This is a genomic window from Bordetella ansorpii (assembly GCF_900078315.1).
Classification (GTDB): domain Bacteria; phylum Pseudomonadota; class Gammaproteobacteria; order Burkholderiales; family Burkholderiaceae_B; genus Bordetella; species Bordetella ansorpii.
On sequence record NZ_FKBS01000025.1, the window covers coordinates 746,227 to 769,840 of the forward strand.

At 66.6% G+C, this 23,614-nt stretch carries 22 protein-coding genes and 1 riboswitch; of the genes, 20 read left to right on the plus strand and 2 right to left on the minus strand.

What is annotated here, in order from left to right:
• Positions 1 to 130 precede the first annotated feature (130 nt).
• The 7 genes from A7W11_RS21045 (at position 131) to A7W11_RS21075 (ending at position 9,339) form a co-directional block, all read left to right on the plus strand.
• The gene (locus A7W11_RS21045) at positions 131 to 2,107 is read left to right on the plus strand and encodes an AMP-dependent synthetase/ligase (protein WP_066418638.1); all 1,977 of its coding nucleotides are present in this window, start codon (positions 131 to 133) and stop codon (positions 2,105 to 2,107) included.
• Between the two features lie 143 nt (positions 2,108 to 2,250).
• Positions 2,251 to 3,066, plus strand: coding sequence for an ABC transporter ATP-binding protein (locus A7W11_RS21050; protein ID WP_066418639.1), 816 nt, complete (start codon positions 2,251 to 2,253; stop codon positions 3,064 to 3,066).
• A gap of 15 nt (positions 3,067 to 3,081) precedes the next feature.
• Positions 3,082 to 4,011: a branched-chain amino acid ABC transporter permease gene (locus A7W11_RS21055; RefSeq protein WP_066418640.1), complete on the plus strand. Its 930-nt coding sequence runs from the start codon at positions 3,082 to 3,084 to the stop codon at positions 4,009 to 4,011.
• Between the two features lie 10 nt (positions 4,012 to 4,021).
• Positions 4,022 to 5,086: a branched-chain amino acid ABC transporter permease gene (locus A7W11_RS21060; protein WP_066418641.1), complete on the plus strand. Its 1,065-nt coding sequence runs from the start codon at positions 4,022 to 4,024 to the stop codon at positions 5,084 to 5,086.
• 701 nt (positions 5,087 to 5,787) lie between these two features.
• Complete coding sequence (locus A7W11_RS21065; protein WP_066418649.1) at positions 5,788 to 7,116, plus strand: ABC transporter substrate-binding protein; 1,329 nt, start codon at positions 5,788 to 5,790, stop codon at positions 7,114 to 7,116.
• A 58-nt stretch (positions 7,117 to 7,174) separates the two neighbouring features.
• Positions 7,175 to 8,026, plus strand: coding sequence for an ABC transporter ATP-binding protein (locus A7W11_RS21070; RefSeq protein WP_066418654.1), 852 nt, complete (start codon positions 7,175 to 7,177; stop codon positions 8,024 to 8,026).
• A 47-nt stretch (positions 8,027 to 8,073) separates the two neighbouring features.
• Positions 8,074 to 9,339, plus strand: coding sequence for a phenylacetate--CoA ligase family protein (locus A7W11_RS21075; RefSeq protein ID WP_066418660.1), 1,266 nt, complete (start codon positions 8,074 to 8,076; stop codon positions 9,337 to 9,339).
• 47 nt (positions 9,340 to 9,386) lie between these two features.
• On the opposite strand, the gene A7W11_RS21080 is transcribed toward A7W11_RS21075, so the two are convergent.
• The gene (locus A7W11_RS21080) at positions 9,387 to 10,397 is read right to left on the minus strand and encodes an Rpn family recombination-promoting nuclease/putative transposase (protein WP_066418662.1); all 1,011 of its coding nucleotides are present in this window, start codon (positions 10,395 to 10,397) and stop codon (positions 9,387 to 9,389) included.
• Positions 10,398 to 10,635: 238 nt separating this feature from the next.
• Between A7W11_RS21080 and pap the strand changes: the two genes are divergently transcribed.
• The 13 genes from pap to A7W11_RS21145 all read left to right on the plus strand — a co-directional run bounded on the left by pap (position 10,636) and on the right by A7W11_RS21145 (position 22,884).
• Positions 10,636 to 12,096: a polyphosphate:AMP phosphotransferase gene (gene pap / locus A7W11_RS21085; RefSeq protein ID WP_066418664.1), complete on the plus strand. Its 1,461-nt coding sequence runs from the start codon at positions 10,636 to 10,638 to the stop codon at positions 12,094 to 12,096.
• Positions 12,097 to 12,110: 14 nt separating this feature from the next.
• Complete coding sequence (locus A7W11_RS21090) at positions 12,111 to 12,560, plus strand: GNAT family N-acetyltransferase (protein ID WP_066418667.1); 450 nt, start codon at positions 12,111 to 12,113, stop codon at positions 12,558 to 12,560.
• A gap of 28 nt (positions 12,561 to 12,588) precedes the next feature.
• On the plus strand, positions 12,589 to 13,053 hold the full coding sequence (locus A7W11_RS21095; protein WP_066418670.1) for an HIT family protein: 465 nt from the start codon (positions 12,589 to 12,591) through the stop codon (positions 13,051 to 13,053).
• Between the two features lie 626 nt (positions 13,054 to 13,679).
• Positions 13,680 to 13,910 (plus strand): flagellar transcriptional regulator FlhD, encoded by a 231-nt coding sequence (locus A7W11_RS21100; RefSeq protein WP_235816934.1) that lies wholly within the window; start codon positions 13,680 to 13,682, stop codon positions 13,908 to 13,910.
• A 347-nt stretch (positions 13,911 to 14,257) separates the two neighbouring features.
• The gene (locus A7W11_RS21105; RefSeq protein ID WP_082887425.1) at positions 14,258 to 15,109 is read left to right on the plus strand and encodes a helix-turn-helix domain-containing protein; all 852 of its coding nucleotides are present in this window, start codon (positions 14,258 to 14,260) and stop codon (positions 15,107 to 15,109) included.
• An 89-nt stretch (positions 15,110 to 15,198) separates the two neighbouring features.
• Positions 15,199 to 15,290: riboswitch (TPP riboswitch) on the plus strand.
• 70 nt (positions 15,291 to 15,360) lie between these two features.
• Entirely contained in the window at positions 15,361 to 16,443 is a 1,083-nt protein-coding gene (locus tag A7W11_RS21110; RefSeq protein WP_066418673.1) for a LuxE/PaaK family acyltransferase, read from the plus strand.
• The gene (locus tag A7W11_RS21115; RefSeq protein ID WP_066418674.1) at positions 16,440 to 17,894 is read left to right on the plus strand and encodes an acyl-CoA reductase; all 1,455 of its coding nucleotides are present in this window, start codon (positions 16,440 to 16,442) and stop codon (positions 17,892 to 17,894) included. Before A7W11_RS21110 ends, A7W11_RS21115 begins: the two co-directional genes overlap by 4 nt.
• Before the next feature lie 7 nt (positions 17,895 to 17,901).
• Positions 17,902 to 18,654, plus strand: coding sequence for an ABC transporter ATP-binding protein (locus A7W11_RS21120; protein WP_235816935.1), 753 nt, complete (start codon positions 17,902 to 17,904; stop codon positions 18,652 to 18,654).
• Entirely contained in the window at positions 18,651 to 19,418 is a 768-nt protein-coding gene (locus A7W11_RS21125) for an ABC transporter permease (RefSeq protein WP_066418677.1), read from the plus strand. Before A7W11_RS21120 ends, A7W11_RS21125 begins: the two co-directional genes overlap by 4 nt.
• Before the next feature lie 17 nt (positions 19,419 to 19,435).
• A complete protein-coding gene (locus tag A7W11_RS21130; protein ID WP_066418678.1) occupies positions 19,436 to 20,431 on the plus strand; it encodes an ABC transporter substrate-binding protein in 996 nt (331 codons plus the stop codon).
• 1 nt (position 20,432) lies between these two features.
• A complete protein-coding gene (locus A7W11_RS21135) occupies positions 20,433 to 21,212 on the plus strand; it encodes an SDR family oxidoreductase (RefSeq protein WP_066418680.1) in 780 nt (259 codons plus the stop codon).
• A 49-nt stretch (positions 21,213 to 21,261) separates the two neighbouring features.
• Positions 21,262 to 21,978 carry a 5'-methylthioadenosine/adenosylhomocysteine nucleosidase gene (locus A7W11_RS21140; RefSeq protein WP_066418681.1) on the plus strand — a complete coding sequence of 239 codons (717 nt, stop codon included), beginning with the start codon at positions 21,262 to 21,264 and terminating at the stop codon, positions 21,976 to 21,978.
• A gap of 138 nt (positions 21,979 to 22,116) precedes the next feature.
• Positions 22,117 to 22,884, plus strand: coding sequence for a uracil-DNA glycosylase (locus tag A7W11_RS21145; RefSeq protein WP_066418682.1), 768 nt, complete (start codon positions 22,117 to 22,119; stop codon positions 22,882 to 22,884).
• A gap of 19 nt (positions 22,885 to 22,903) precedes the next feature.
• On the opposite strand, the gene A7W11_RS21150 is transcribed toward A7W11_RS21145, so the two are convergent.
• Positions 22,904 to 23,305 carry a hypothetical protein gene (locus tag A7W11_RS21150; RefSeq protein ID WP_066418683.1) on the minus strand — a complete coding sequence of 134 codons (402 nt, stop codon included), beginning with the start codon at positions 23,303 to 23,305 and terminating at the stop codon, positions 22,904 to 22,906.
• Positions 23,306 to 23,614 lie beyond the last annotated feature (309 nt).

Here is a 23,614-nt window from a genome sequence, read left to right on the forward strand (position 1 = left end):
CGCGATAACGACAGTTGAGCGCTGCGTAACCTTATACCTTAAGTCCTGCCGTAAATCTAAAAACGAACTGGGCGCGCCCGAGTATCGCTCCGCTTGAGGACGACAGGCGCAATGCACCGGAGGAGACAACGTGGCACATACAACGCCCGCACCCGCGTCGGTGCCGGCGGCGGCGCAGACTTTTCCCGCGCTGCTGCAGGAGCACGCCCGCGTCCGCGGCGCGCGTCCGGCCATCCGCGAGAAGGATCTCGGGATCTGGCAGACGCTCAGTTGGCAGGACGTGGCGCATCACGCCCGCCTGGTGGCCAATGGCCTTGCCCATTTGGGCATCGGTCCCGGCATGCACGTCGCCGTGATCGGCGAGAACCGGCCGCGCCTGTACATCGCGATGATGGCCGCGCAGGCGCTGGGCGCGATTCCCGTGCCGCTGTACCAGGACGCCGTGGCGCAGGAAATGGTGTATGTGCTGCAGGACGCCGAGATCCGCGTGGCGGTGGTCGAGGACCAGGAACAGGTCGACAAGATGCTGGAAGTGCGCGAGCAGTGCCCCGCGCTTGCGCACGTGGTGTACGACGATCCGCGCGGACTGCGCCACTATTCTGATCCCATGCTGTGCGCGTACGAGCAGTTGGAGGCACTGGGCGCGCAATACGCGGCCCAGCATCCCGGTCATTACGACCAGGCCGCCGCCGCCGTACAACCGCACGACCCGGCCGCGATGTTCTATACCTCGGGCACCACGGGCCGCCCCAAGGGCGTGGTGCTGACGCACCATGCGCTGATCGACCGCGCCCGGGCGGTGGCCGACATGGAGCGCCTGACCGATCGCGAAGACGTGCTGGCCTATCTGCCGCCGGCCTGGATCGGACAGAACATGTTCTCGTACACGCAGTTGCTGGTGTCGGGCTTCACGGTGAACCATCCCGAGTCGCCCGAGACGGTGGCGATCGACATGCGCGACATCGGCCCCACCTACTACTTCGCGCCGCCGCGCGTGCTGGAAGGCCTGCTGACGCACGTCACCATCCGCATGGAAGACGCGGGCTACCTCAAGCGCAAGCTGTATCACGCGGCGATGGAACTGGCGCGCCGCGTGGGCACGCGCATCCTGGATGGACAGCCGGTGAATCCGTGGGATCGCCTTTGCTATCTGCTGGGCGACATCACCGTGTATGGCCCGTTGCGCAACGCGCTGGGCATGAGCCGCGTGCGCGTCGCGTACACGGCGGGCGAGGCCATCGGGCCGGACCTGTTCGTGTTCTACCGCTCCATCGGCATCAACCTGAAGCAGCTGTATGGCTCGACCGAGACCTCGGTGTTCGTGTGCGTGCAGGCCGACGGCCAGGTGCGTGACGACACCGTGGGACCGCCCGTGGAAGGCGTGGAGATCCGCGTGTCCGACAGTGGCGAGATCCTGGTGAAAAGCCCCGGCCTGTTCAAGGAGTACTACCGCAACCCCGACGCCACGCGCGAGGCGCGCGATGCCGAGGGCTGGTTCCATACGGGCGACGCGGGCTATCTGGACAGCGACGGGCAATTGAAGATCATCGACCGCGCCAAGGACGTCGGCAAGCTGGCCGACGGCAGCCTGTTCGCGCCCAAGTACATCGAGAACAAGCTGAAGTTCTTTCCGTACATCAAGGAGGCGGTGGCTTTCGGCGCGGGCAAGTCCGAGGCATGCGCCTTCGTCAACATCGACCTGGAGGCCGTGGGCAACTGGGCCGAGCGGCGCGGCCTGCCGTACGCGGGGTACACCGACCTGGCCGGCAAGGAAGCCGTGTACGAGCTGATCCGCGATTGCGTGGAGAAGGTCAACGCCGACCTGGCCGGCGACGCGCGGCTGGCGGCCTCTCAGGTGGCGCGCTTCCTGATCCTGCACAAGGAACTGGACCCGGACGACGACGAACTGACGCGCACCCGCAAGGTGCGGCGCGCATTCATCGCGCAGAAGTACGCGGTGCTGGTGGACGCGTTGTACGGCGGACGGCAGAACCAGTTCATCGAGACCGAGGTGAAGTACGAGGACGGCCGCACGGGCCGCATCTCGGCGGACCTGCGGATCTGCCCCGTGAAGACCTTTCCCGCCATCACGGCAAAGGCGGCATGAAGTGATGACCCCCTCCTACGCGCTGACGCGCGCCCCCAGGGGGCGACGCAGGCGGACCGGCGGAGCCGGATCCGCCGCGTCCCCGATCACGCCCACTGCGTTGAATGCACAGCGGGTGCTGCTTGGCTGCATGAGGCATTGACATGACTGACAGACAACACACGCAACGCATCGGCGACGTCATGCTGGACATGCAGGGCATCTCGCTGTCCTTCGGCGGCGTCAAAGCGCTGACCGACATTTCCTTCAACGTGCGCGAGCACGAGATCCGCGCCATCATCGGTCCGAACGGCGCGGGCAAGAGCTCGATGCTCAACGTCATCAACGGCGTGTACACGCCGCAGAAAGGCGGCATCATGCTGCGCGGCGAGCGCTTCTCGCGCATGAATCCGCGCCGCGCCGCCGAGATGGGCATCGCGCGCACCTTCCAGAACCTGGCGCTGTTCAAGGGCATGAGCGTGCTGGACAACATCATGACCGGGCGCAACCTGCGCATGAAGTGCGGACTGCTGGCGCAGGCCTTGCGCTGGGGCCCCGCCGAGCGCGAAGAGATCGCGCACCGCGAATTCGTCGAGAACATCATCGACTTCCTCGAGATCCAGGCCTATCGCAAGACGCCGGTGGGTCGCCTGCCCTATGGCCTGCAGAAGCGGGTGGATCTGGGCCGCGCGCTGGCGATGGAGCCCAAACTGCTGCTGCTGGACGAGCCGATGGCCGGCATGAACATCGAGGAGAAGCAGGACATGAGCCGCTTCATCCTGGACGTGAACGACGAGTTCGGCACGACCATCGTGCTGATCGAGCACGACATGGGCGTGGTCATGGACATCTCCGACCGGGTGGTGGTGCTGGACTACGGCAAGAAGATCGGCGACGGCACGCCCGACGAGGTGCGCGCCGACCCGGACGTGATCCGCGCCTACCTGGGCGTGGGCGGCGAAGCCGCGCTGGCGCACTGAGGACGAGGAACGACGATGGGATTTTTCCTGGAAACGCTGTTCGGCGGCCTGATGAGCGGCATGCTGTACGCATTGATCGGCCTGGGCTTCGTGCTGATTTTCAAGGCTTCCGGTGTCTTCAACTTCGCACAGGGCGCGATGGTGCTGGTGGCGGCATTGTCGATGGCGCGGTTCTCCGAATGGATTCCGCGCTGGCTCGGCTTCGAGAACATGCTGGTCGCCAACATCCTGGCCTTCATCGTCAGCGCGGCCATCATGTTCCTGCTGGCGATGGCGGTGGAGCGCTTCGTGCTGCGCCATCTGGTCAACCAGGAGGCCACCACGCTGCTGATGGCCACGCTGGGCATCAGCTACTTCCTGGATGGACTGGGACAGATCGCGTTCGGCAGTTCGGTGTACTCCATCGACGTGGGCATGCCGAAGGATCCGGCGGTGATCCTGGAGAGCATGTTCGAGGGCGGCCTGTTGATCAACCTGGAGGACCTGACGGCCGCCCTGGTGGCGGCGTTGCTGGTGGCGGCGCTGGCGCTGTTCTTCCAGTACACGTCCACGGGCCGGGCGCTGCGCGCGGTGGCCGACGACCACCAGGCCGCGCAGTCCATCGGCATCCCGCTGAACCGTATCTGGGTGATCGTGTGGAGCGTGGCCGGCCTGGTGGCGCTGGTGGCCGGCATCATCTGGGGCTCGAAGTTCGGCGTGCAGTTCACGCTGTCGACCGCGGCGCTGCGGGCGTTGCCGGTGGTGATCCTGGGCGGGCTGACCTCGGTGCCGGGCGCCATCATCGGCGGGCTGATCATCGGCGTGGGCGAAAAGCTGTCCGAGGTCTACCTGGGTTCGCTGGTGGGCGGCGGCATCGAAATCTGGTTCGCGTACGTGCTGGCGCTGGTGTTCCTGCTGTTCCGGCCGCAAGGGCTGTTCGGCGAGAAGATCATCGACCGCATCTGAGGATAAAAACATGTTCTACCGCGAAAACGGCCAGTTCAAGACCAGCTACCGCGCCGACCAGCAGATCTTCCCGATCCGCCAGGACCGCATTTTCATCTTCCTGCTGCTGGCGGTGGCGTTTGTGGGCATTCCGCTGTTGGCCAGCGACTATTTCCTGCGCGCCATCCTGATTCCCTTCCTGATCCTGTCGCTGGCGGCGGTGGGGCTGAACATCCTGGTGGGCTACTGCGGCCAGATCTCGCTGGGCACGGGCGCCTTCATGGCGGTGGGCGCTTACGCGGCCTGGAACCTGGGCGTGCGCCTGCCCGGCACGCCGCTGGTGCTGCAGATCCTGGTGGGCGGCTGCTTCGCCACGCTGGTGGGCGTGGTCTTCGGCATTCCCAGCCTGCGCATCCGGGGCCTGTACCTGGCGGTGGCCACGCTGGCCGCGCAGTTCTTCGTGGACTGGGCCTTCCTGCGCATCCCGTTCTTCACGAACTATTCGTCATCGGGCAGCGTGTCGGTGCCCGCCATGACGGCCTTCGGACTGCCGGTGCAGACGGCGACGCAGCGCTACCTGTTCGTGCTGGCCTTCGTCGCCGTCTTCACGCTGCTGGCCAAGAACCTGGTGCGCGGCGCGATCGGCCGCCAGTGGATGGCGATCCGCGACATGGACGTGGCGGCGGCGGTGATCGGCATCCGGCCGATGTACGCGAAGCTGTCGGCCTTCGCGGTCAGTTCGTTCATCGTGGGCGTGGCGGGCGCGCTGTGGGGCTACATCCATCTCGGCTCGTGGGAGCCGCTGGCCTTCGACCTGACGCGCTCGTTCCAGTTGCTGTTCATGGTGATCATCGGCGGGCTGGGGTCGATCGTGGGCAGCTTCTTCGGGGCGGCGTTCATCGTGCTGGTTCCCGTTGCGCTGACGAACATTCCACACATGCTGGGATTGCCACTGTCGGTGGACACGGCGGCGCACATCGAGCACATGGTGTTCGGGGCGTTGATCGTGTTCTTCCTGATCGCGGAGCCGCATGGGCTGGCAAGGCTGTGGAGCATCGGGAAAGAGAAGTTGAGGATGTGGCCGTTTCCTCATTGAAAGCCTGGTGAGGTTCTTGCGGAGGGGTTGTTTGCTTGTTGGGGGTTTCGGTTTTGGGTTCTTGAGGCGTCAGCCGGCAACCCGAGGCCTCGACGGCCAAGTCGTCAGGCTCGGGCGCGCCACCAGGCGCCCTCGGCCGCTACGCGGCTTCCCCTCCTCCAATTGGCCGTCGAGGCCTCGGGTTGCCGACTGACTCATGAATCAAAAGGGCCTGCACCTTTGTGGAGACTGTCTTGGGGGAGTGGGAGGTGTGCTTGGCGGCGGTGGTGGCAGGTTGGAGGAAATTTCATGAGCGGCTTCCGTTGGTTGGCCGCTTGCAATGAGAGGGTGGTGGCAAGGGTTTCACGATGCAAGAGCAGGAACTTCGCCTATCTCAACCCAGGCTGACAGCCCCTCGCAACAAGGGGGGTGTGATGGCCGCTATGTGGAGATGTTTTGAGCATCGCTGTGGCTGGAATGGGCCGTGACGGCCAATTGGAGGAGGGGCAGTCCCGCGTAGCGGGACCGAGGGCGCCTGGTGGCGCGCCCGAGCCCGACGACTTGGCCGGCGCGGCCCATTCCAGCCACAGCGATGCGTCCCAAGAACTCAGATACCCGCAGCAGCAACAAACAACTCGTTCCATCGAAACAGCAGCTCAATCTAGTAACGAAGTATCCAAACAAACCCGGCAGATAGACCGGACATCCCGGAGACAACGACTATGAAGCGCCTGAATCTGAAATCCGCTGCGGCCGCGTTGGCCGTCCTGGGCTCGCTGGCGGCGGCTGCGCCGGCGGTGGCCGATGAGCAGTTCATTCCGCTGCTGGTGTATCGCACCGGATCGTTTGCCCCGCTGGGGATTCCCTGGGCGGATGGCAAGCTGGATTACCTGAAGCTGGTGAACGCCCGAGACGGCGGCGTCAATGGCGTGAAGCTGACGTATGAGGAGTGCGAGACGGCTTATGCCACGGATCGCGGCGTCGAGTGCTACGAGCGGTTGAAGGGACGTGGCACGGGGGCCGCCGGGTTCGATTCGCAATCGACCGGCATCACGTTCGCCGTCAGCGACAAGGCCATCGTCGACAAGATTCCGGTCGAGACCGTCGGATACGGGCTGTCGCAGTCCACCGATGGCAGCGTGTTCGAGTGGAACTTCCCGCTGCTGGGCACCTACTGGACCGCGGCCGACGTGATGATCCAGGATATTGCCAAGAAGGAAGGCGGGATGGACAAGTTGAAGGGCAAGAAGATTGCCCTGGTCTATCACGACTCGCCGTATGGCAAGGAGCCGATTCCGCTGCTGCAGAAGCGCGCCGCGGCGCAAGGGTTCGAACTGCTGCTGTATCCCGTGACGGCGCCGGGCGTCGAGCAGAAATCGACGTGGCTGCAGGTGCGCCAGCAGCGGCCCGCGTATGTGCTGCTGTGGAGCGCCGGCATCATGACGCCGACCGCGATTCGTGAAGCGCAGGCCAGCGGCTATCCCCGCGACAAGATGTATGCCATCTGGTGGGCGGGTTCGGAAGGCGACGTGAAGGATCTGGGGCAGGTGGCCAAGGGCTACAACACCGTCACCATCCACAACAGCGCCGCGGCCAGCGGCAAGGTGCACGCCGACCTGAAGAAGTTCGTCTACGACAAGGGCCAGGGCAGCGACAGCACCGCCAAGAACACGCTGGGCACCATCGCGCATACGCGCGGCATGATGATCTCGATGCTGCAGGTCGAGGCCATCCGGACGGCGCAGGAAAAATACGGCAAGGGCAAAGCCCTGACGCCGGAACAGGTGCGCTGGGGCTTCGAGAACCTGAACCTGACGCAGGAGCGGCTCAACGAGCTGGGCTTCGGCGACATCATGCGGCCGGTGAAGACCAGTTGCGCCGATCACACGGGCGGCGACTGGGCGCGCATCGCGCAGTGGGACGGCGCCAAGTTCGAAGTGAAGTCCGACTGGTATCAGGCGGACAAGAACGTGGTCGGCCCGCTGGTGAAGGAAATGGCGGCCAAGTACGCCAAGGAGAAGAACATCAGCCCGCGCAACTGCGCAGGCTGATGTTCCGGGCCGCCGCCGGCCTCGGCCGGCGGCGCGCCGAAACCCTACAGGAATCGCGATGGAATCCCTACCCGCTTCCGGCGCCGCGCCGGCGCCCGCGGCCATGCCGGACAAAGTGTTGCTGGACGTCAATGGCATCGAGGTCATCTACAACCACGTCATCCTGGTGCTCAAGGGCGTATCGCTGCAGGTGCCCGAAGGCCGCATCGTCGCGCTGCTGGGCGCCAACGGCGCAGGCAAGACCACGACGCTGCGCGCGGTGTCGAACCTGCTGAAGGCCGAGCGCGGCGACGTGACCAAAGGCCACATCCGCTATCGCGACGAACGCATCGAGCGGCTGTCGCCAGCCGAACTGGTGCGGCGTGGCGTGGTGCAGGTGATGGAAGGCCGGCACTGCTTCGCGCACCTGACCGTCGAGGAAAACCTGTTGACGGGCGCCTATACGCGGCAGGGCCGTGGCGCAGTGTCCGCCTCGCTGGACAAGGTGTACCAGTACTTTCCACGGCTGAAGCAGCGCCGCGCCAGCCAGGCCGGCTACACGTCGGGCGGCGAGCAGCAGATGACGGCCATCGGCCGCGCGCTGATGGCCAGCCCCAACATGATCCTGCTGGACGAGCCCTCGATGGGCCTGGCGCCGCAGATCGTGGAAGAGATCTTCGAGATCGTGCGTGACCTGAATCAACGAGAACGTGTCAGTTTCCTGCTGGCCGAGCAGAACACCAACATCGCGCTGCGCTACGCGGACTACGGCTACATCCTGGAGAACGGCCGCGTGATGATGGACGGCGCAGCCGGCGACCTGGCGCGCAACGAGGACGTCAAGGAGTTCTACCTGGGCATCGCCAGCGGCGAGCGCAAGAGTTTCCGCGACCAGAAGTTCTACCGCCGCCGCAAACGCTGGCTGGCCTGAATCCCATTTTCCACATCGGCGCATCCGCATCGCATAAAGGCGCTCACATGTCCGACTTCTTCGATACCCTGGAAACCCGCGACCCGGCCGCGCGCGAACACGGCCTGATGGCGGCCTTGCCGCAGGCCCTGCAACGCGCGGCGGCCAGCGCCCCGGCCATCGGGCGGCAATTGCAGGGCATCGACCTGCGCGGCGTCACCAGCCGCGAGGCCCTGTCGCAGTTGCCCGTGCTGCGCAAGCACGAACTGCTGGAAACGCAGCAGCAAAGCCGTGGCAGCGACGCGCAGCCCGGGCCTGGCAAGGCCTTCGGCGGCTTCTCGGCCATCGGCTGGGGGCAGGCGATGCGGGCCTTTGCCTCGCCCGGCCCCATCTATGAACCCGAAAGTGCGCGCCCGGATTACTGGCGCTTCGCGCGGGCCTTGTATGCAGCGGGCTTTCGCTCGGGGCAACTGGCCTACAACTGCTTCTCGTATCACTTCACGCCGGCGGGTTCGATGATGGAGACGGCGGCGCACGCCATCGGCTGCACGGTGTTTCCGGGCGGAACCGGCCAGACCGAGCAGCAGGTGCGCGCCATTGCCGACCTCGCGCCGCATGGCTACGTGGGCACGCCGAGCTTCCTGAAGATCATCCTGGAAAAGGCGGATGAGCTGGGCATCGCCCTGCCGTCGCTGCGCCATGCGCTGGTCTCGGGAGAAGCCTTTCCGCCGTCGCTGCGCGACTGGCTGCTGGCGCGCGGCGTGGCCGGATACCAAGCGTACGGCAGCGCGGACCTGGGGATGATCGCGTTCGAGACGCCGGCGCGCGACGGGTTGGTGCTGGGCGAGGAGTTGATCCTGGAGATCGTGCGACCGGGCACGGGCGAGCCCGTGCCGGCCGGCGAAGTGGGCGAAGTGGTGATCACGACCTTCAATCCGGATTATCCGCTGGTGCGCTTCGGGACGGGGGATCTGTCGGCAGTGATGCCGGGATTGTCGCCCTGCGGCCGCACCAACACGCGCATCAAGGGCTGGATGGGGCGGGCGGATCAGACGACGAAGGTGCGTGGCCTGTTCGTGCATCCGTCGCAGGTGGCCGAGGTAGTGGCGCGCCATGCCGGCGTCGGGCGCGCGCGGCTGGTGATCAGCGGCAAGGTGGGCAGCGACCTGATGACGCTGAAGATCGAAAACGGCTCGGGCACGCCGGAGTTGGCCGCCAGCATTGCGCAGACCGTGCGGGAGGTGACCAAGCTGCGTGCCGAAGTGGAATGGGCCACGCCGCAGTCGTTGCCGAATGATGGAAAGGTGATCGACGACGTGCGGTCGTACGATTGAAGCAGCGCGGGGTTGCCTTATCGGGCGACCCCGCGCTGGCGGACCGGTCAATGCGCGGAATGCGCGAAGACCGTATCGATGTCGGGTGCCTCGAGCAGGGCGATGGCCCAGTCCTGCAACTGTTCGGCGGAGGCGGCGGCCAGACGGTCGCGCACGGTGTCGGACAGCGGACCGAAGCGGTGCGCAAGCATCCGTTCGACCAGTTCGAAGCGGGCTTGTTGCAAACCTTGTTGCAAGCCCTGTTGCAAACCTTTCTCGACATAGGCCCGCTCGCCTTCTTCGAGGGCGTCATGGGCCATCTGGCCGATCATGGCCCTGATCGCGTCGGCTTGTGCACGTTTGAGCAGCATGGTCTTGCTCTCCTTGGAGTCATCGGATTCGAGGAGCATAAGGGCCTGCTCGGCCAACGGACGATGTGCCGCCAACCATAGGACCAAATCACGGCGCAATTCCGTCATTCCCGGTATTTTCGTGCCTTGGTGCAACGTATTCACCGCGACGGCGAAGACTTCGAGCGACGCGCCGCTCTCGATCTGGAAGAACGCCGCCGCCAGGTTGGCGCCTGGCAGACGGCGTGACCGCGCGACACGCCGCTGGTCGATCAGCAGGTAGCGCAGGCGGGGACGGTAAGGTTGCAGCGAATCCGGATAGGCGCCGAACAAGGTTCCGCTGTCCAGCGGCGCCAGCCAACGCGTCTGGCCGTTATAAAGCACCATCGGCAGGACCGGCGGCAAAGGCTGGTTCCCTGTCTGACGCGACAGTTCTTCGCACAACAACCCCAGGTAGGTCAGCATGCGCAACGCCATGCGCCTGTCCACCGTTGACTGAAACTCCAGCAACAGATAGACCGGTTGGCCGTCCTGATGTGTGCGCACGCGCCAGACCATGTCGCCGCGCCGCGTCCGGCGATTCTCGGCGACGAATTCGGCCGGCATCTTCTCCAGGGTCGACCAATCCAGCGGCTCGGTCCATTTACCTGGCGTAAAACCCGTCAACAGGGCACGCACCATGGCCGGATGCGAAAACAGGCGTTTATAGAGAGTGTCGTGCCGGGTCATGGCGGCTTGCTGCGAAGTCCAGGAGGACTCGACACACTATCCGCCATGCCGGCATCCAGGTCGTGCAACGCACGCTTTCATCCATTGCGGCTTATACGCATCCTCCCTTCCCGCGGCTGTCCGCCAGCCCCCCCTGGCGTGCCGGCTCCCCTCGCTGGCGGCCCATGCGGCCTTGCGCCCACGCAAGATATCCCGCAACATCCCTGGATCCCCATCCCCAGCAAGGTGCCCTGCCCTCATGTTCAGCGAAGCGGAAACCGATCCCGTCCTGCCCAAGGACAAGTTCAAGACCCAGGAAGCACGCCTGCGCACCGCGCTGCTGAAAGCGCAGTACGACCTGCTGAAGAAAGCCGACCGCTCGCTGCTCATCGTGGTGGCCGGCATCGACGGCGCCGGCAAGGGCGCCACGATCAATCTGCTGAACGAATGGATGGACCCGCGCCATATCCACACCATGGCATTCGGCCCGCCCGCCGAATCCGAAGCGCAGCGCCCGCCGCTGTGGCGCTACTGGAACGAACTGCCCGAAAACGGCCGCATCGGCATCGTGTTCGGCTCCTGGTATCAGCCCTTGCTGCGCGAAGCCGCGCGCAAGCATCCCGATGCCGACACGCTGGAGCGCCACGCCACGCACGTACGGGCCTTCGAGGCGCAGCTGGCCGCCAATGGCGTGCAGGTGATCAAGCTCTGGTATCACCTATCGGCCAAGGCGCAGGCCGAACGTACCGAGCGACTGCTGTCCAGCCCCGAGACCTCGTGGCAGGTCACGCCGGCCGATCGCAAGGTCGCCAGGAAATTCAAGCGGCTGCGCTCGGCGGCCGAGGTGGCGCTGACGCATACCGACGTGCCGTACGCCCCGTGGGTGATCGTGCCCAGCGCCGACGAATCCATGCGTACCGTGTGCACCGCCGAGACCGTGCTGCGCGCGCTGCGCCGGCGCGGCGCGCCCCGTGTGTCGCAACCGAGCACGCCGGCCCGCCCGCGCATCACCGACCGACTGGCCAGGCTGGACTATGCGGTGCACGCCGACAAGGACGAGTACGACACCGAACTGGGCCTGCTGCAAGGCCGGCTGGCGCGCGCGGTGCGATCGCCGAAGTTCGACAAGCATTCGCTGGTGCTGGTGTTCGAAGGCCAGGACGCCGCCGGCAAGGGCGGCGCCATCCGGCGCGTCACGCAGGCACTGGACGCCCGTCAGTTCGACATCACGCCGGTATCGGCGCCCGCCCCGCACGAACTGGCCCGACCCTACCTGTGGCGCTTCTGGCGCCGCATCCCTTCGCATGGCCGTGTCGCCATCTTCGACCGCTCCTGGTATGGCCGCGTGCTGGTCGAGCGGGTGGAAAAGTTCACGCCGCCCACGGCATGGCAGCGTGCCTATGGCGAAATCAACGATTTCGAGAGGCAACTGGCCGACAGTGGCGCCATCGTGCTGAAGTTCTGGCTGGCGGTGACGCCCGACGTACAGCTCGAACGCTTCCAGGAACGCGAGGCCTCGCCGTTCAAGAATTTCAAGATCACGCCCGACGACTGGCGCAACCGCGAGAAGTGGCAACCGTATGCCGATGCCGCCAATGAGATGATGGCCCGCACCGACAGCGGCCATGCACCGTGGCACCTGATCTCGGCCAACGACAAGCGCCACGCCCGCCTGCAAGTCCTGCGTCACGTGGTGCAAGCCCTCGAATCGCAACTCTGACCGCCAACACACCCATGTCCGACCTGCAGATCCGTCCTGTTTCCTCCGACGACTTCGATGCCTGGCTGCCGCTGTGGAAAGGCTATCGATCGTTCTATCGCGTCGACATCGCGGACGACGTCACGCGCGGCACCTGGCAGCGCTTTCTCGACCCCGCCGAACCCGTGAATGCCGCGCTGGCCGTGCTGGACGGCAAGGCCATCGGGATGGTGCACTGGATCTATCATCGCTCCACGTGGACGCAAGGCGACTACTGCTATCTGCAGGATCTGTTCGTGGCGCCGGACGTGCGCGGCACCGGCGCGGGCCGCGCGCTGATCGAACACGTCTACGCCGACGCGCGGCGCCATGATGCTTCGCGCGTGTACTGGCTGACGCACGAGACCAACGAGACCGCCATGCAGCTGTACGATCGCATCGCCGACCGTTCCGGCTTCGTTCAATACCGCAAGGCGATGCCCTGAGCGCATCGCACGGACCCAGGATTTCTCCATGAGTACTCAAGACGCCGATTGCCCGCTGTGCCAACAGGACGGCGGCGCCCTGTTGTGGCGCGGCGATCACCTGCGCGTGATCGAGGTGGATGACGCCGACTATCCCGGCTTCACGCGCGTGGTGTGGAACGCCCACGTGCCCGAGATGACGGCGCTGGCAGTGCCCGACCGCGAACGCGTGATGCGCGCGGTCTATGCCGTGGAACAGGCGCAGCGCGACGTGCTGCACCCCGACAAGGTCAACCTCGCCGCGCTGGGGAACATGGTGCCGCACCTGCACTGGCACGTGATTCCGCGCTGGCGTGGCGACCGGCATTTTCCGGATGCGGTATGGGCGGCTCCAAGGGTGGCCAGGGGTACCGAAACCGCGCAGTGGCACGAACGGCAAGCCCGCATGCCCGAGCTGCTGCCCCATTACCGCGACCGTTTGGTCGAGGCGATGAACGCGTTGTCCTGGGATTAGCCCCAGCCCCGGACGCGCATCAGGGCCTGGCGCGTCTCATGGCGCCCCCTCCGGAAACCCACGTTTGCCCGGGGCAACGGCAGACATTCATGAAGAAACGCATCGGGGGAAGCCGCACGGCTTTTGCGGGGATGTCTCCGCGTCCCGCCCGTCGATCATGGCAAGTGGCCGGGCCAGACAAAGATGCACGATCGGGCTGCCGCCGTCGGCGACTGCCGAACGGCTCCAGCCACATTCTCTCGAAACGGAACAGGCCGTCGGCCTGGCCCCATTCCTGGTTCATCGCGCCAAATGCCAGGGTCATGCCGATCCTCCTCAATGCCAGGCTGTAATCGCCGATCCCTCCCGCAGGCAGGCCTGGCCGCTGCTCATGCGCAGGCCGTCCACGGCTGGCATGCGAGCCCTTGTTCCCGACAATCACTTTGGCTGCCCCTGACAATCCGACCCGCAATGCCCGCGCATCGGCCCTGCGTGGCGCCCGGACCGAAGCGAAGCCATTCCGATAATGCCTGTTTGACGGATTCCACCTAGGTTTTTTCATATACCGCCAGTTCGCATTGGATAGAGTCCGACATGAAGCGGGTCCCGCCCACGCGGCCCGGACATCTTTCCAATCGGAGGCAATGATGCATCAAGATACCTGGGCGCGGGAAATCCGGGATTTCAACCGCGCTTATATCGAAATCGCGCAACACATGTTGCGCAGTGACCAGGAACAGGCCATGCACCAATTGGGGATCACCGAAACGCTGGCTGCCCGTATCGCATCGCTGACCGCCGATCAGAAGAACGAACTCGCGAGCTGCGGCAGGCTTATCTGTGAATTAAACCTGGCGGAATTTCCTCGATCCGCCTGATGGGCGGGCGTCGGCCACGAGCGGGACACGGGCTCCCGATTGTCATTAAAAGAAATACAGAAAAACCGATCCGGAGATATTCCCCCGAATACGAAAGAACCGTATTCCAGAAGGATCGGACGCCTTGACTGGATCCGTCAATACTAAGTCGAAATCAGACATTTCCAAGCTGCGGCGCAAATTCCACTCCTATGCTGATCCCGAAAGCCAGAAATTTTCAAACATCGCGACATACAGAAAGTATGTGGAATTTCTAGTCTGAGGAAAATGTGAGTGGAGGTCCACGCAAACATGAGGACCGGCGGCAGGACCGCGTCGCCGTATTGTTGCTTGAAGGCTTTCCCATCATGCCATTGGGGAAGCTGGCCTCGGTGTTCGAACTGGCCAACCAATTGGGACGCACCGATTCCGCAGTCGTGGACCGGTATGACCTGAGGCTGTATTCACCCAACGGCGGCCCCATCCGTTCTTCCTCCGGCGTACGGATCTGGACCGACACACCCCGCCTGGATGGCACCGCGTTACATGCCACATTCATCCTGGGGGGTGACCAGAAAGAAACCCGATTGGACGAGACCTTGAACGTATGGCTGCGGCAGGCGCTCCCGCGAGATCGGCGGGAAGCACCGGCGACGTCACGAATGTGTGCCTCCGAATCCGAAGGCCGGCAACGGCTTGGCGCCCCCTGCGGCATGCACGGGAATGAAAAAGAAAGCGTGCTGGAGGCGGCCCTGGCCATCGTCATCCAGGACGTAGGGTGCGAAATCGCCCGGAAGATCGTCGCCTGCCTGACATCGCCGGCATGCCGTGGCATGACGGGCGGACAGTTCGAGGCGCGCGAAATGCGCGCCAGCCAGCTCATCCGCAACGCGGTCCATCACCTGCGGGCCAATTCCGCAAACCGCATCTCGGTCGCGGATGTCGCACAAGCCGTCGCGATGAGCGAGCGGAATTTCCTGCGCCGCTTCAAGAACGAGATTGGCGTCACCCCCACCGAATTCATCCTGCGCGTCAGGCTGGAGAATGCATGCGGCATGCTGTTGCAGACCGACTTGCCGGCCGACAAGGTCGCGCGCCGGACGGGCCTGGGCAGCGGCGACCGCCTGGCCAAGCTGTTTCGCCAGCATCTGTCGATATCTCCGACGGAGTACCGCACGAGTGCCCGTCGCAAGCCTGCGACGGAACGCTGCGGCGCCTGACCGCAGCCACGCGAGGCGTCGTGCGTACCGGCCCGCCGGATGCAGGCCGCAATCGCCTGGCCGCGCTCCGCTGCATTGCGGGTTAAGATGGACCTGCTCCGGGGTGCACGCCAGTGCTGAGATTCAGACCCGCGAACTTGACCCGGCTCATACCGGCGTAAGGAGAGCATCGACCTGAACAGGATGGCGCCCCACGCGCGCCCTGGCGCAGGCGGGCTTCGGAGTTTCCCTGTACAGGAACACGAACGCCCATGACTCACGCCCAACCGCTGGTTGCGGACCTGCTCCAATTCATCGCCCAGGACGGCTGCACCGACGCGCAGTTCGACGACATCGCGCTGCGCCTGTTCGCCTACCAGTACGCCGCCAACGCGCCCTACCGCAGCTTCTGCCAGCGCCGTGGCGCCACGGTTCGTACCGTGAGGACCTGGAGCGACATCCCGGCCGTGCCCATCGACGCCTTCAAGGCGATGGAACTGCGCTGCGAGCCGCCCATGCCGGACGAGCGGGTCTTCATGACCAGCGGAACCACGCGCGCCGACCTGCGCGGCCGGCACTTCCATCCGCGCCTGGACGTGTACGACCTGTCGATGACGCGCAACTTCGCGCAGCGCGTGATGCAGGGCGTCGCGCGCCTGCCCATGGGCATCCTGTTCCCGGACGAGACCGCCATGCCGAACTCGTCGCTGGCGCATTACCTGGCGCTGGCCAGGACGGCCTTCGGCACGGCAGACAGCCGCTACTTCATGTCGCCGCAGGGCATCGACCTGGACGCCCTGTGGCAGCGCCTGGAGCAGGCCGAACAAAGCGGCGAGCCCTATGCGTTGCTGGGCGCCAGCTTCAGCTTCGTGCACGTGATCGATGCCTTGCGCGCGGCGGGCCGCCGCTTCCGCCTGCCGCCGGGCAGCCGCATCCTGGACACCGGCGGCTACAAGGGCCAGTCGCGCGACCTGCCGCTGGACACCTTCTACACCGAACTGTCCGAACTGCTGGGCGTGCCGCGCGCCCTGTGCATCAACATGTACGGCATGACGGAGCTGAGCACGCAGTTCTACGACGACGGCAACGCCACCGTGCCGTCGGTGAAGTCGGGTCCACACTGGATCCGTTGGCGGCTGGTCGATCCCGCCACCGGCCGCACGGTGCCCGCCGGCGAACGCGGCATCCTGGCGCATTGCGACCTGGGCAATTTCAATTCCGTCAGCACCATCCTGACCGAGGACGTGGGCGAGCCGGCCGAAGGCGGATTCCTGCTGCTGGGCCGCGCGCAAGGCGCGCAGGCCAAGGGATGCTCGCTGGCAGTGGAAGAATTCGTGCGCTCGGCGGCGGCATGAGCCTACGCAGAATCGAAGCCGGCTACCTGCCGGGCCTGGGCGCCGATCAGGTGCAATGGCAGATGTTGCCTTTCTCGGGGGACGGCCAACGACTGGAGGTGGCGGTGCCCGTGCTGTCCGCCCCGCAGATGCAGGCGCTGGCCGAGCGCGTGAAGCAGGCCAGCGCCCGGCACCTGAAGACGATGACGGTGTCGGAGATCATTACCGTCATCGACCGCGCCATCGCGCGCCTGCTCGACGGCAACGATCCCTACCGCCGGCAGGCGGATGCGCTGCTGCCGCTGGTCAGCGGCTACGACGCCGAGATGGTTCGCCTGGGATTGACCGGCTTTCTCAGGACCTTCCGCGCGCCGCAACTACATCGTTTCGTGGCCGAGGATTTCGCCAACCCCAAGGTGCTCGACGGCTTCCAGCCCACGCCCAAGGGGGGCGCGGTGCGCGCCCATGGCCCGCGATTGCTGGCCCACAGCTGGGCCGGCAACGTGCCCGCGCTGGCGTTATGGAGCCTGGTGTGCGGCCTGCTGGTCAAGGCGGGCAGCATCGGCAAGCTGCCCAGCGCCGAGCCGCTGTTCGCCGGCTGGTTCGCCCGTCTGCTGGCCGAGGTGCATCCGCCCCTGGCCGATTGCCTGGCCGTGGTGTGGTGGCGCGGCGCGGGCGGCGAACAGGCCGATGCGCTGTATGCGCAGGCCGATACCGTGGTGGCCTACGGCGGCAACGAGGCGCTGCAGGCCATCCAGCGGCGGTTGCCGGTGACGGCGCGGTTTCTGGCGCACGGCCACAAGCTGGGCTTCGGCGTGGTCAGCGCCAGCGCGCTGGACGCCGTGAACGCGCCCGTGCTGGCCCGCCGCGCCGCATGGGACGTGATGCGCTACGACCAGCAAGGATGCTATTCACCGCACATCTTCTACGTGCAACGCGGCGGCCCGGTGTCGCCGCGCGACTTCGCGGGATACCTGGCCGGTGAGCTTGCCAACCTGCAACGGCGCTTTCCGCGCCGCGCGCTGGACCTGGAAGAATCGGCCGGCGTCGCCAAATGGCGGCAATCGATCGAATGGACGCTGCCGCCCGGCGATGCCCTGCTGGGCGAACCCGACGCGGCCTGGAGCGTGTCGTACACCGAGACGGCGCGCGCTCTGGCGCCGACGGCCTTGCAGCGCAGCGTCGCCGTGGCCGCCATCGACGCGCTGGACGAGGTCGTGCCCGCGCTGGCCGGTTTGGCCCCCTACCTGCAAACCGCGGGCGTGGCCGCGACGCCGGAAGAGCTGTACCAGTTGGCCGACCAGTTGGGCGCCGCGGGTGTCACACGCATCAGCGCGCTGGGATCGATGAGCATGCCCGAAGCCGGCTGGCACCACGACGGCCGCTTCAACCTGCGGGACCTGGTGCGCATGACCGAGATCGAGCAATCCGCCGAATCCGCCGCGGAACCCTATGCGCGGTACGAGCCATGAGCCTGCCATGACGGCGCCGTTCCTCTCCCTGCAGCAGGTCGCCTACGGCTACCCCGGCCGCCCGCCCATCGTGGACGGCGTCGACTGGCGCCTGGATACCGGCGCCTTCCATTGCCTGGTCGGGCGCAGCGGCTGCGGCAAGACCACGCTGCTGAAACTGGCCGCAGGCCTGATGGCACCGCAATCGGGCCGGATCCAACGCGCGGATGGCACGCCGGCCGCCACGGGTCCGCACCTGGGCTACGTGTTCCAGGCCCCCACGCTGCTGGCGTGGCGGCACGTCATCGACAACGTGCTGCTGCCGGTATCGCTGCAACACAGGCCCGTGCCCGCGGACATCGAACGCGCCCACGGCCTGCTGGCCCTGCTGGGCCTGGCCGCCCATGCGCATCACTACCCCCGCCAGTTGTCCGGCGGCCAGCAGAGCCGCGTGGCGCTGGCGCGCGCGCTGATCCTGGATCCCGCGCTGCTGCTGCTGGATGAACCCTTCGCCGCGCTGGACGCCATCACGCGCGGCGAACTGCAGGACGACCTGCTGCGCATGTGCCGCGCACGCGGCACCACCGTGCTGTTCGTCACCCACGACATCGCCGAGGCCGTCTACCTGGGCGACCACGTGGCCGTGATGCAGCACGGCCGCCTGGTGGCCGACGTCGCCGTGGCGCTGCCCGCCCCACGGGCGCAGGCGATGCGCCACGAACCCGCGTTCAACCACTATTGCGCGCAGGTCTACGGCGCCATGACCGGAGGCCGCCCATGAGGCCGGTGCTGCAATCCCGCCTGCTGCCCGTGGCGCTGCTGATCGTGCTGCTGGCCGCCTGGGAACTGGCCGTGCGCCAGGCCGGCCTGTCGGCGCTGGTGCTGCCCGCGCCCTCCGCCGTGGCGCGCACGCTGTGGACCGTCTTGTCCACCGGCTACCTCTGGCCGCACATCGGCGCCACCGTGGCGGAAATGCTGCTGGGCCTGGGGCTGGGCGGCCTGGCCGGTCTGGGGATGGGGATCGCGCTGGCCGAATCGGCGATGCTGGACCGCATGCTCAAGCCGTATGTCATCGTCAGCCAGGTGGTGCCCAAGCTGGCGCTGGCGCCGCTGTTCGTGCTGTGGTTCGGCTTCGGCCTGGCGCCGACCGTGGTGATGACCGCGCTGATCTGCTTCTTTCCCTTGATGGAAAACACCCTGACCAGCCTGCGCCAGGTCGACCCCGACCGCGTGCAGCTGTTCCGCATGCTGGGCGCCTCGCGCGGGCAGACGCTGCTGCGCCTGAAGCTGCCCGCCGGCCTGCCGGGCATTCTGGCGGGCCTGCGCGTGGCGCTGGTGCTGGCCCTGGTCGGCGCCGTCGTCGGCGAATTCATCGGCGCCAGCCGTGGGCTGGGCGCGGTCATCATTGCCGCGCAGGGCATGATGGATACGCCGCTGATGTTCGCGGCTCTGGCGGCCATCGCCGCCATCGGCCTGCTGGGCTATCAGGCCACGCTGCTGCTGGAACGGCGCCTGCTGCGCCCTTACGCCGAGCAACAACCATGATCCACGGGACTTCCGCTATGCTCTCTTCCCCCCAACGCCGCGCGTTGCTGGCCGGCGCGGCCGGCCTTGCCGCCGCATCGCTGGCGCCCGCCGCCGCATGCGCGCAGGCCGCACTCGGCAAGGTCACGCTGGCCGGCTGGAGCAAGCCGATCTCCGAGATCACCAATCTGCTGGCCGAACCCGACAAGGGTTTCTTCAAGGCACAGGGACTGGAACTGGCCTATCTGCCCGGCGCGGGCGGCGGCGACGCGATCCGCAACATTCTCAGCGGCCAGGCCGACGTGGCCTTCACCGACCCCGGCTCGCTGTTCACGGCGCTGGACAAGGGCGAGAAGCTGCGCGCCATCTACGACATCTATCCGCAGAACGTCTTCAACGTCGTGTCGCGCAAGTCCGCCAACATCACGCGGCCGGAGGACCTGAAGGGCAAGCGCATCGGCGTCTACAGCCTGTCCAGCGGCACGCGCCAGAACCTGCTGGTGATGCTGCACCAGGCCGGCCTGACGGAGCGGGACGTGGAGATCGTGGTGACCGGCGTGCTGAACTTCGCGCCGCTGCTGCAGGGCCAGGTCGATGCCACCGCCGCCACCGACACCGGGCTGCTGGTGGGCCGGCGCCGCGGGCTGGGCGAGGTCGACGTGATGGAGGTCCGCGACTCGCTGAACGTGTCCAGCGATCTCTTCGTGGTGCGCGAGCAGGTCTACCAACAGCGCCAGCCCCTGCTGCGCGCGTTCCTGAAGGCCTATCGCGACAGCGCCGCGTGGATGATCGCGCAGCCGGAAGAAGCGGCGGCCATCGCCGCCAAACGTGCCATCGACGGCACCGACCGCGAAGTGAACCTGGAAGTGATCCGCGCGCGCAATGCCTCGGCGCAGGCGGCGGGGCGCGCCTTGGGCACATTCGACGTTCCCTCGCTGCAGAAGGCGGCCGACGCCTACCGCGCGCTGGGTTTGATCCAGCACCCGATCGACGTGGCCGGCGTGGTCGATGCCAGCCTGCTGCCGGAGCGCTGAGATGAACGCCGCCATGAAGTTCGCGGGCAAGGTGGTGCTGGTGACGGGCGCCAGCCGCGGCATCGGCGCCGAGATCGCGCGAAGCTTCGCGCGCGAGGGCGCCACGGTCGTGGTGAACTACCTGAGCAACACGGCCGCGGCCGATGCGGTGGTGGCGCAATGCCAGTCCCTGGGCGGCGATGCCTGGGGCCTGCAGGCCGATGTCAGCGTGCCCGAGGCCGTGCACGCCATGATCGAATCCATCGTGCAGGAGGCCGGCCGGCTGGACGTGGTGGTCAACAATGCCTTCCGCGCCTACGCCTTCGATCCGCGGCAGCGCAAGGTGTTCGACGACCTGGATTGGCGGGACTATCAAGCGCAGTTCGACGGCGCGGTCGGCGCGGCCCATCACGTGTGCCGCGCGGCGCTGCCGCACTTCAAGCGCCGCGCGCAGGGCTGCATCGTCAACATCGCCACCAACCTGACCGAACATCCCGTGGTGCCGTACCACGACTACACCACAGCCAAGGCCGCGCTGGTGGCGTTCAGCCGCAACCTGGCGGCGGAACTCGGCCCCTTCGGCATCCGCGTGAACTGCGTGGCGCCCGGCCTGGTCTACCCGACCTCGGCCAGCGCCGGCACGCAGGCGTCGTTCCGCGATGCGCTGATCGCCGCCACGCCGCTGCGCCGCATCGCCAGGCCACAGGACGTAGCCGGACCAGTGCTGTTCCTGGCGTCGGACTGGAGCGGCTTCATGACCGGGCAGGTGCTGTTCGTGGACGGCGGGCTGGTGATGCGCTGACGCCGGCCGCGTGCGGGATAATGCGGCGTTTCTTCCACCGGAATCCGCCATGCTCGGTATCCTGGCCGCTTTGCCCGATGAGATCCGCGACCTGTTGCACGACATGGGCCCGGCTGTCTCCACGCGCCGCGTCGGCATGCGCGACTATCACCACGGCATGCTGCACGGCCAGCCTTGCGTGCTGGCGCTGACGCGCATCGGCAAGGTGGCGGCGGCCGCCACCACCGCGACGCTGCTGCGCGAGTTCCCGGTGGATCGCGTGGTGTTCACCGGCGTGGCGGGCGGCGTGGGCGCGGACGTGCGCGTCGGCGACGTGGTGGTCGGCAATGCCCTGGTGCAGCACGACCTGGACGCCAGCCCCCTGTTTCCGCGCTACGAAGTGCCGTTGCTGCAAACGTCGCACTTCACGGCGGACGAAGCCCTGGCCGCGCTGCTGCACCGCTGCGCCGCCGAATTCCTGACCCAGGGCGGCGGCACGGCCGGCCTGCACCGTGGGCTGATCGCCACCGGCGACCGGTTCGTCAACGATGCCGCCGTGGTGCGCGAACTGCGCGGCGCCCTGCCCGATGCGCTGTGCGTCGAGATGGAAGGCGCGGCGGTGGCGCAGGTCTGCCACGAATTCGGCGTGCCCTGCGCCGTGCTGCGCACCATCTCCGATTGCGCCGATCAGGACGCGCCGGTGGATTTCGCCACTTTTCTGCGCGAGGTGGCCAGCGTCTATTCGGCGGGGATATTGCGGAGATTCCTGGCGGCGCTGCCGGCCTGAGCGCCGGTCCGCCAGACTCGCTCGCACAGCATCGGCGCTCCCCCGGGCAGGGCGGCACGGCCGCAGCGCCCCCGCGATGCGGGTGCCCGGTGGTACCTCCACAGGTCGACCGCAATCCGCCTGTGCAAAAATCCCGCCATGCCCATCGACAACCGACTCGTCCCCCATACCCTGGCCGACCACGCGGCGCAGCTTCCCGGCGCCTGGAAGCGCGCGCTCGCGTCGCCCGAACCGGCGCAGGCCCTGCAGGCCGTCATCGCGTACGTCGAACAGCGCCTGGCCGATGGCGCCACGGTGTATCCGGCGCGGCCGCTGCGCGCGCTGGAAGATCTGGCGCCGCATCAGGTGAGGGTGGTCATTCTCGGGCAGGATCCCTATCACGGCCCCGGCCAGGCACAGGGCCTGGCCTTCTCGGTGCCGGACGATTGCAAGACGCCGCCCAGCCTGCGCAACATGCGCAAGGAAATCGCGCGCGACGAGCCGGGCAGCGCCGTGTCGGGCAACGACCTGTCGGGCTGGCTGGCGCAAGGCGTGCTGCTGCTGAACACCTCATTGACGGTGGAAGACGGCCAGGCCGGCGCGCATGCCAAGCGCGGCTGGGAGCGCGTGACCGACGCGCTGATCGCCGCCGTCGCCGCCGACCCCGCTCCCAAGGTGTTCATGCTGTGGGGCGCGCACGCGCAGGCCAAGCGCGGCCTGCTGCCGCCCGAAGGGGGCCATCTGGTGCTGACGTCCAACCACCCCTCGCCGCTGTCGGCCACGCGCGGGCCGGAGCCGTTCGTGGGTTGCGGCCACTTCGGCAAGGCCAATGCATGGCTGCGTGACCAGGGGCAGGCGCCCATCGACTGGTCGACCGGCCGGGGCGGCGTGCAGGGCGAGGCGCAGGGCAACCTGCTGCCGGGCTGACCGCCGCACGCCGCGATGATCACTGCATGAAATAGACCCGGTCCTCGCCGCCCGCCGCGCGGGCCAGCGAGGCCAGCGCCTGGACCAGCGGGATCAGGTCCTGCTCGTCGCAGTTCAGTTCTTCGGTGCGAGACCATTCCAGCGCGATCCGCTGGACATCGGCCTCGTCCATGTCCGCCAGGGCAGCCACCAGGTCCTCGGGCAGTTCGAACAGTTCGCCATCCGCATCGGCCTGCAGGGGCGACAACTCGTGCTGGTCGAAATCGAACTCCTGCGCCGTGACGATGGCGTAGAGATTGCCGAGATCGAGATCCGTGATGCCGCCGAACTCGAACAGATTGCGCACGGCGTCACCCTCGCCCCCGACATAGTCGATCGCGTCGTCGCGGCGGGCCAGGAACAGGGCATTCGGAAGAGACATGGCAACTCCAGAAACAGGCGAAAACCAGAGGAATCCAGACAGAGGCAGGACCGCTCGGGACCCGCACGGCGACGATACTTGCGGGGAAGATTGCCCGCAAACCCGAGAGTGATATTTGCGCGCCCCCTGGCCAGCGGGATGTTGCCCCCCCTTCAACCAAACGGGCGCCAAAACAACAATTCGGGCATGTTCCAGTTGCAATTGCTGCGAACAGATGACAGGCGTTGGAAATTCAGGTTATGATTGTCGCGCTGCACAAACATGATTCGGCATCTTTTTTAGTTAGCGCAACGAAACGCAACTTGCCAG

What these genes read in the sequence shown, in the direction of transcription:
- A7W11_RS21050 (WP_066418639.1), top strand. Translation starts at nt 2,251, where the DNA reads ATGACTGACAGACAACACACGCAACGCATCGGCGACGTCATGCTGGAC.
- A7W11_RS21055 (WP_066418640.1), top strand. Translation starts at nt 3,082, where the DNA reads ATGGGATTTTTCCTGGAAACGCTGTTCGGCGGCCTGATGAGCGGCATG.
- A7W11_RS21060 (WP_066418641.1), top strand. Translation starts at nt 4,022, where the DNA reads ATGTTCTACCGCGAAAACGGCCAGTTCAAGACCAGCTACCGCGCCGAC.
- A7W11_RS21065 (WP_066418649.1), top strand. Translation starts at nt 5,788, where the DNA reads ATGAAGCGCCTGAATCTGAAATCCGCTGCGGCCGCGTTGGCCGTCCTG.
- A7W11_RS21070 (WP_066418654.1), top strand. Translation starts at nt 7,175, where the DNA reads ATGGAATCCCTACCCGCTTCCGGCGCCGCGCCGGCGCCCGCGGCCATG.
- A7W11_RS21075 (WP_066418660.1), top strand. Translation starts at nt 8,074, where the DNA reads ATGTCCGACTTCTTCGATACCCTGGAAACCCGCGACCCGGCCGCGCGC.
- A7W11_RS21080 (WP_066418662.1), bottom strand. Translation starts at nt 10,397, where the DNA reads ATGACCCGGCACGACACTCTCTATAAACGCCTGTTTTCGCATCCGGCC.
- pap (WP_066418664.1), top strand. Translation starts at nt 10,636, where the DNA reads ATGTTCAGCGAAGCGGAAACCGATCCCGTCCTGCCCAAGGACAAGTTC.
- A7W11_RS21090 (WP_066418667.1), top strand. Translation starts at nt 12,111, where the DNA reads ATGTCCGACCTGCAGATCCGTCCTGTTTCCTCCGACGACTTCGATGCC.
- A7W11_RS21095 (WP_066418670.1), top strand. Translation starts at nt 12,589, where the DNA reads ATGAGTACTCAAGACGCCGATTGCCCGCTGTGCCAACAGGACGGCGGC.
- A7W11_RS21100 (WP_235816934.1), top strand. Translation starts at nt 13,680, where the DNA reads ATGCATCAAGATACCTGGGCGCGGGAAATCCGGGATTTCAACCGCGCT.
- A7W11_RS21105 (WP_082887425.1), top strand. Translation starts at nt 14,258, where the DNA reads ATGCCATTGGGGAAGCTGGCCTCGGTGTTCGAACTGGCCAACCAATTG.
- A7W11_RS21110 (WP_066418673.1), top strand. Translation starts at nt 15,361, where the DNA reads ATGACTCACGCCCAACCGCTGGTTGCGGACCTGCTCCAATTCATCGCC.
- A7W11_RS21115 (WP_066418674.1), top strand. Translation starts at nt 16,440, where the DNA reads ATGAGCCTACGCAGAATCGAAGCCGGCTACCTGCCGGGCCTGGGCGCC.
- A7W11_RS21120 (WP_235816935.1), top strand. Translation starts at nt 17,902, where the DNA reads ATGACGGCGCCGTTCCTCTCCCTGCAGCAGGTCGCCTACGGCTACCCC.
- A7W11_RS21125 (WP_066418677.1), top strand. Translation starts at nt 18,651, where the DNA reads ATGAGGCCGGTGCTGCAATCCCGCCTGCTGCCCGTGGCGCTGCTGATC.
- A7W11_RS21130 (WP_066418678.1), top strand. Translation starts at nt 19,436, where the DNA reads ATGCTCTCTTCCCCCCAACGCCGCGCGTTGCTGGCCGGCGCGGCCGGC.
- A7W11_RS21135 (WP_066418680.1), top strand. Translation starts at nt 20,433, where the DNA reads ATGAACGCCGCCATGAAGTTCGCGGGCAAGGTGGTGCTGGTGACGGGC.
- A7W11_RS21140 (WP_066418681.1), top strand. Translation starts at nt 21,262, where the DNA reads ATGCTCGGTATCCTGGCCGCTTTGCCCGATGAGATCCGCGACCTGTTG.
- A7W11_RS21145 (WP_066418682.1), top strand. Translation starts at nt 22,117, where the DNA reads ATGCCCATCGACAACCGACTCGTCCCCCATACCCTGGCCGACCACGCG.
- A7W11_RS21150 (WP_066418683.1), bottom strand. Translation starts at nt 23,305, where the DNA reads ATGTCTCTTCCGAATGCCCTGTTCCTGGCCCGCCGCGACGACGCGATC.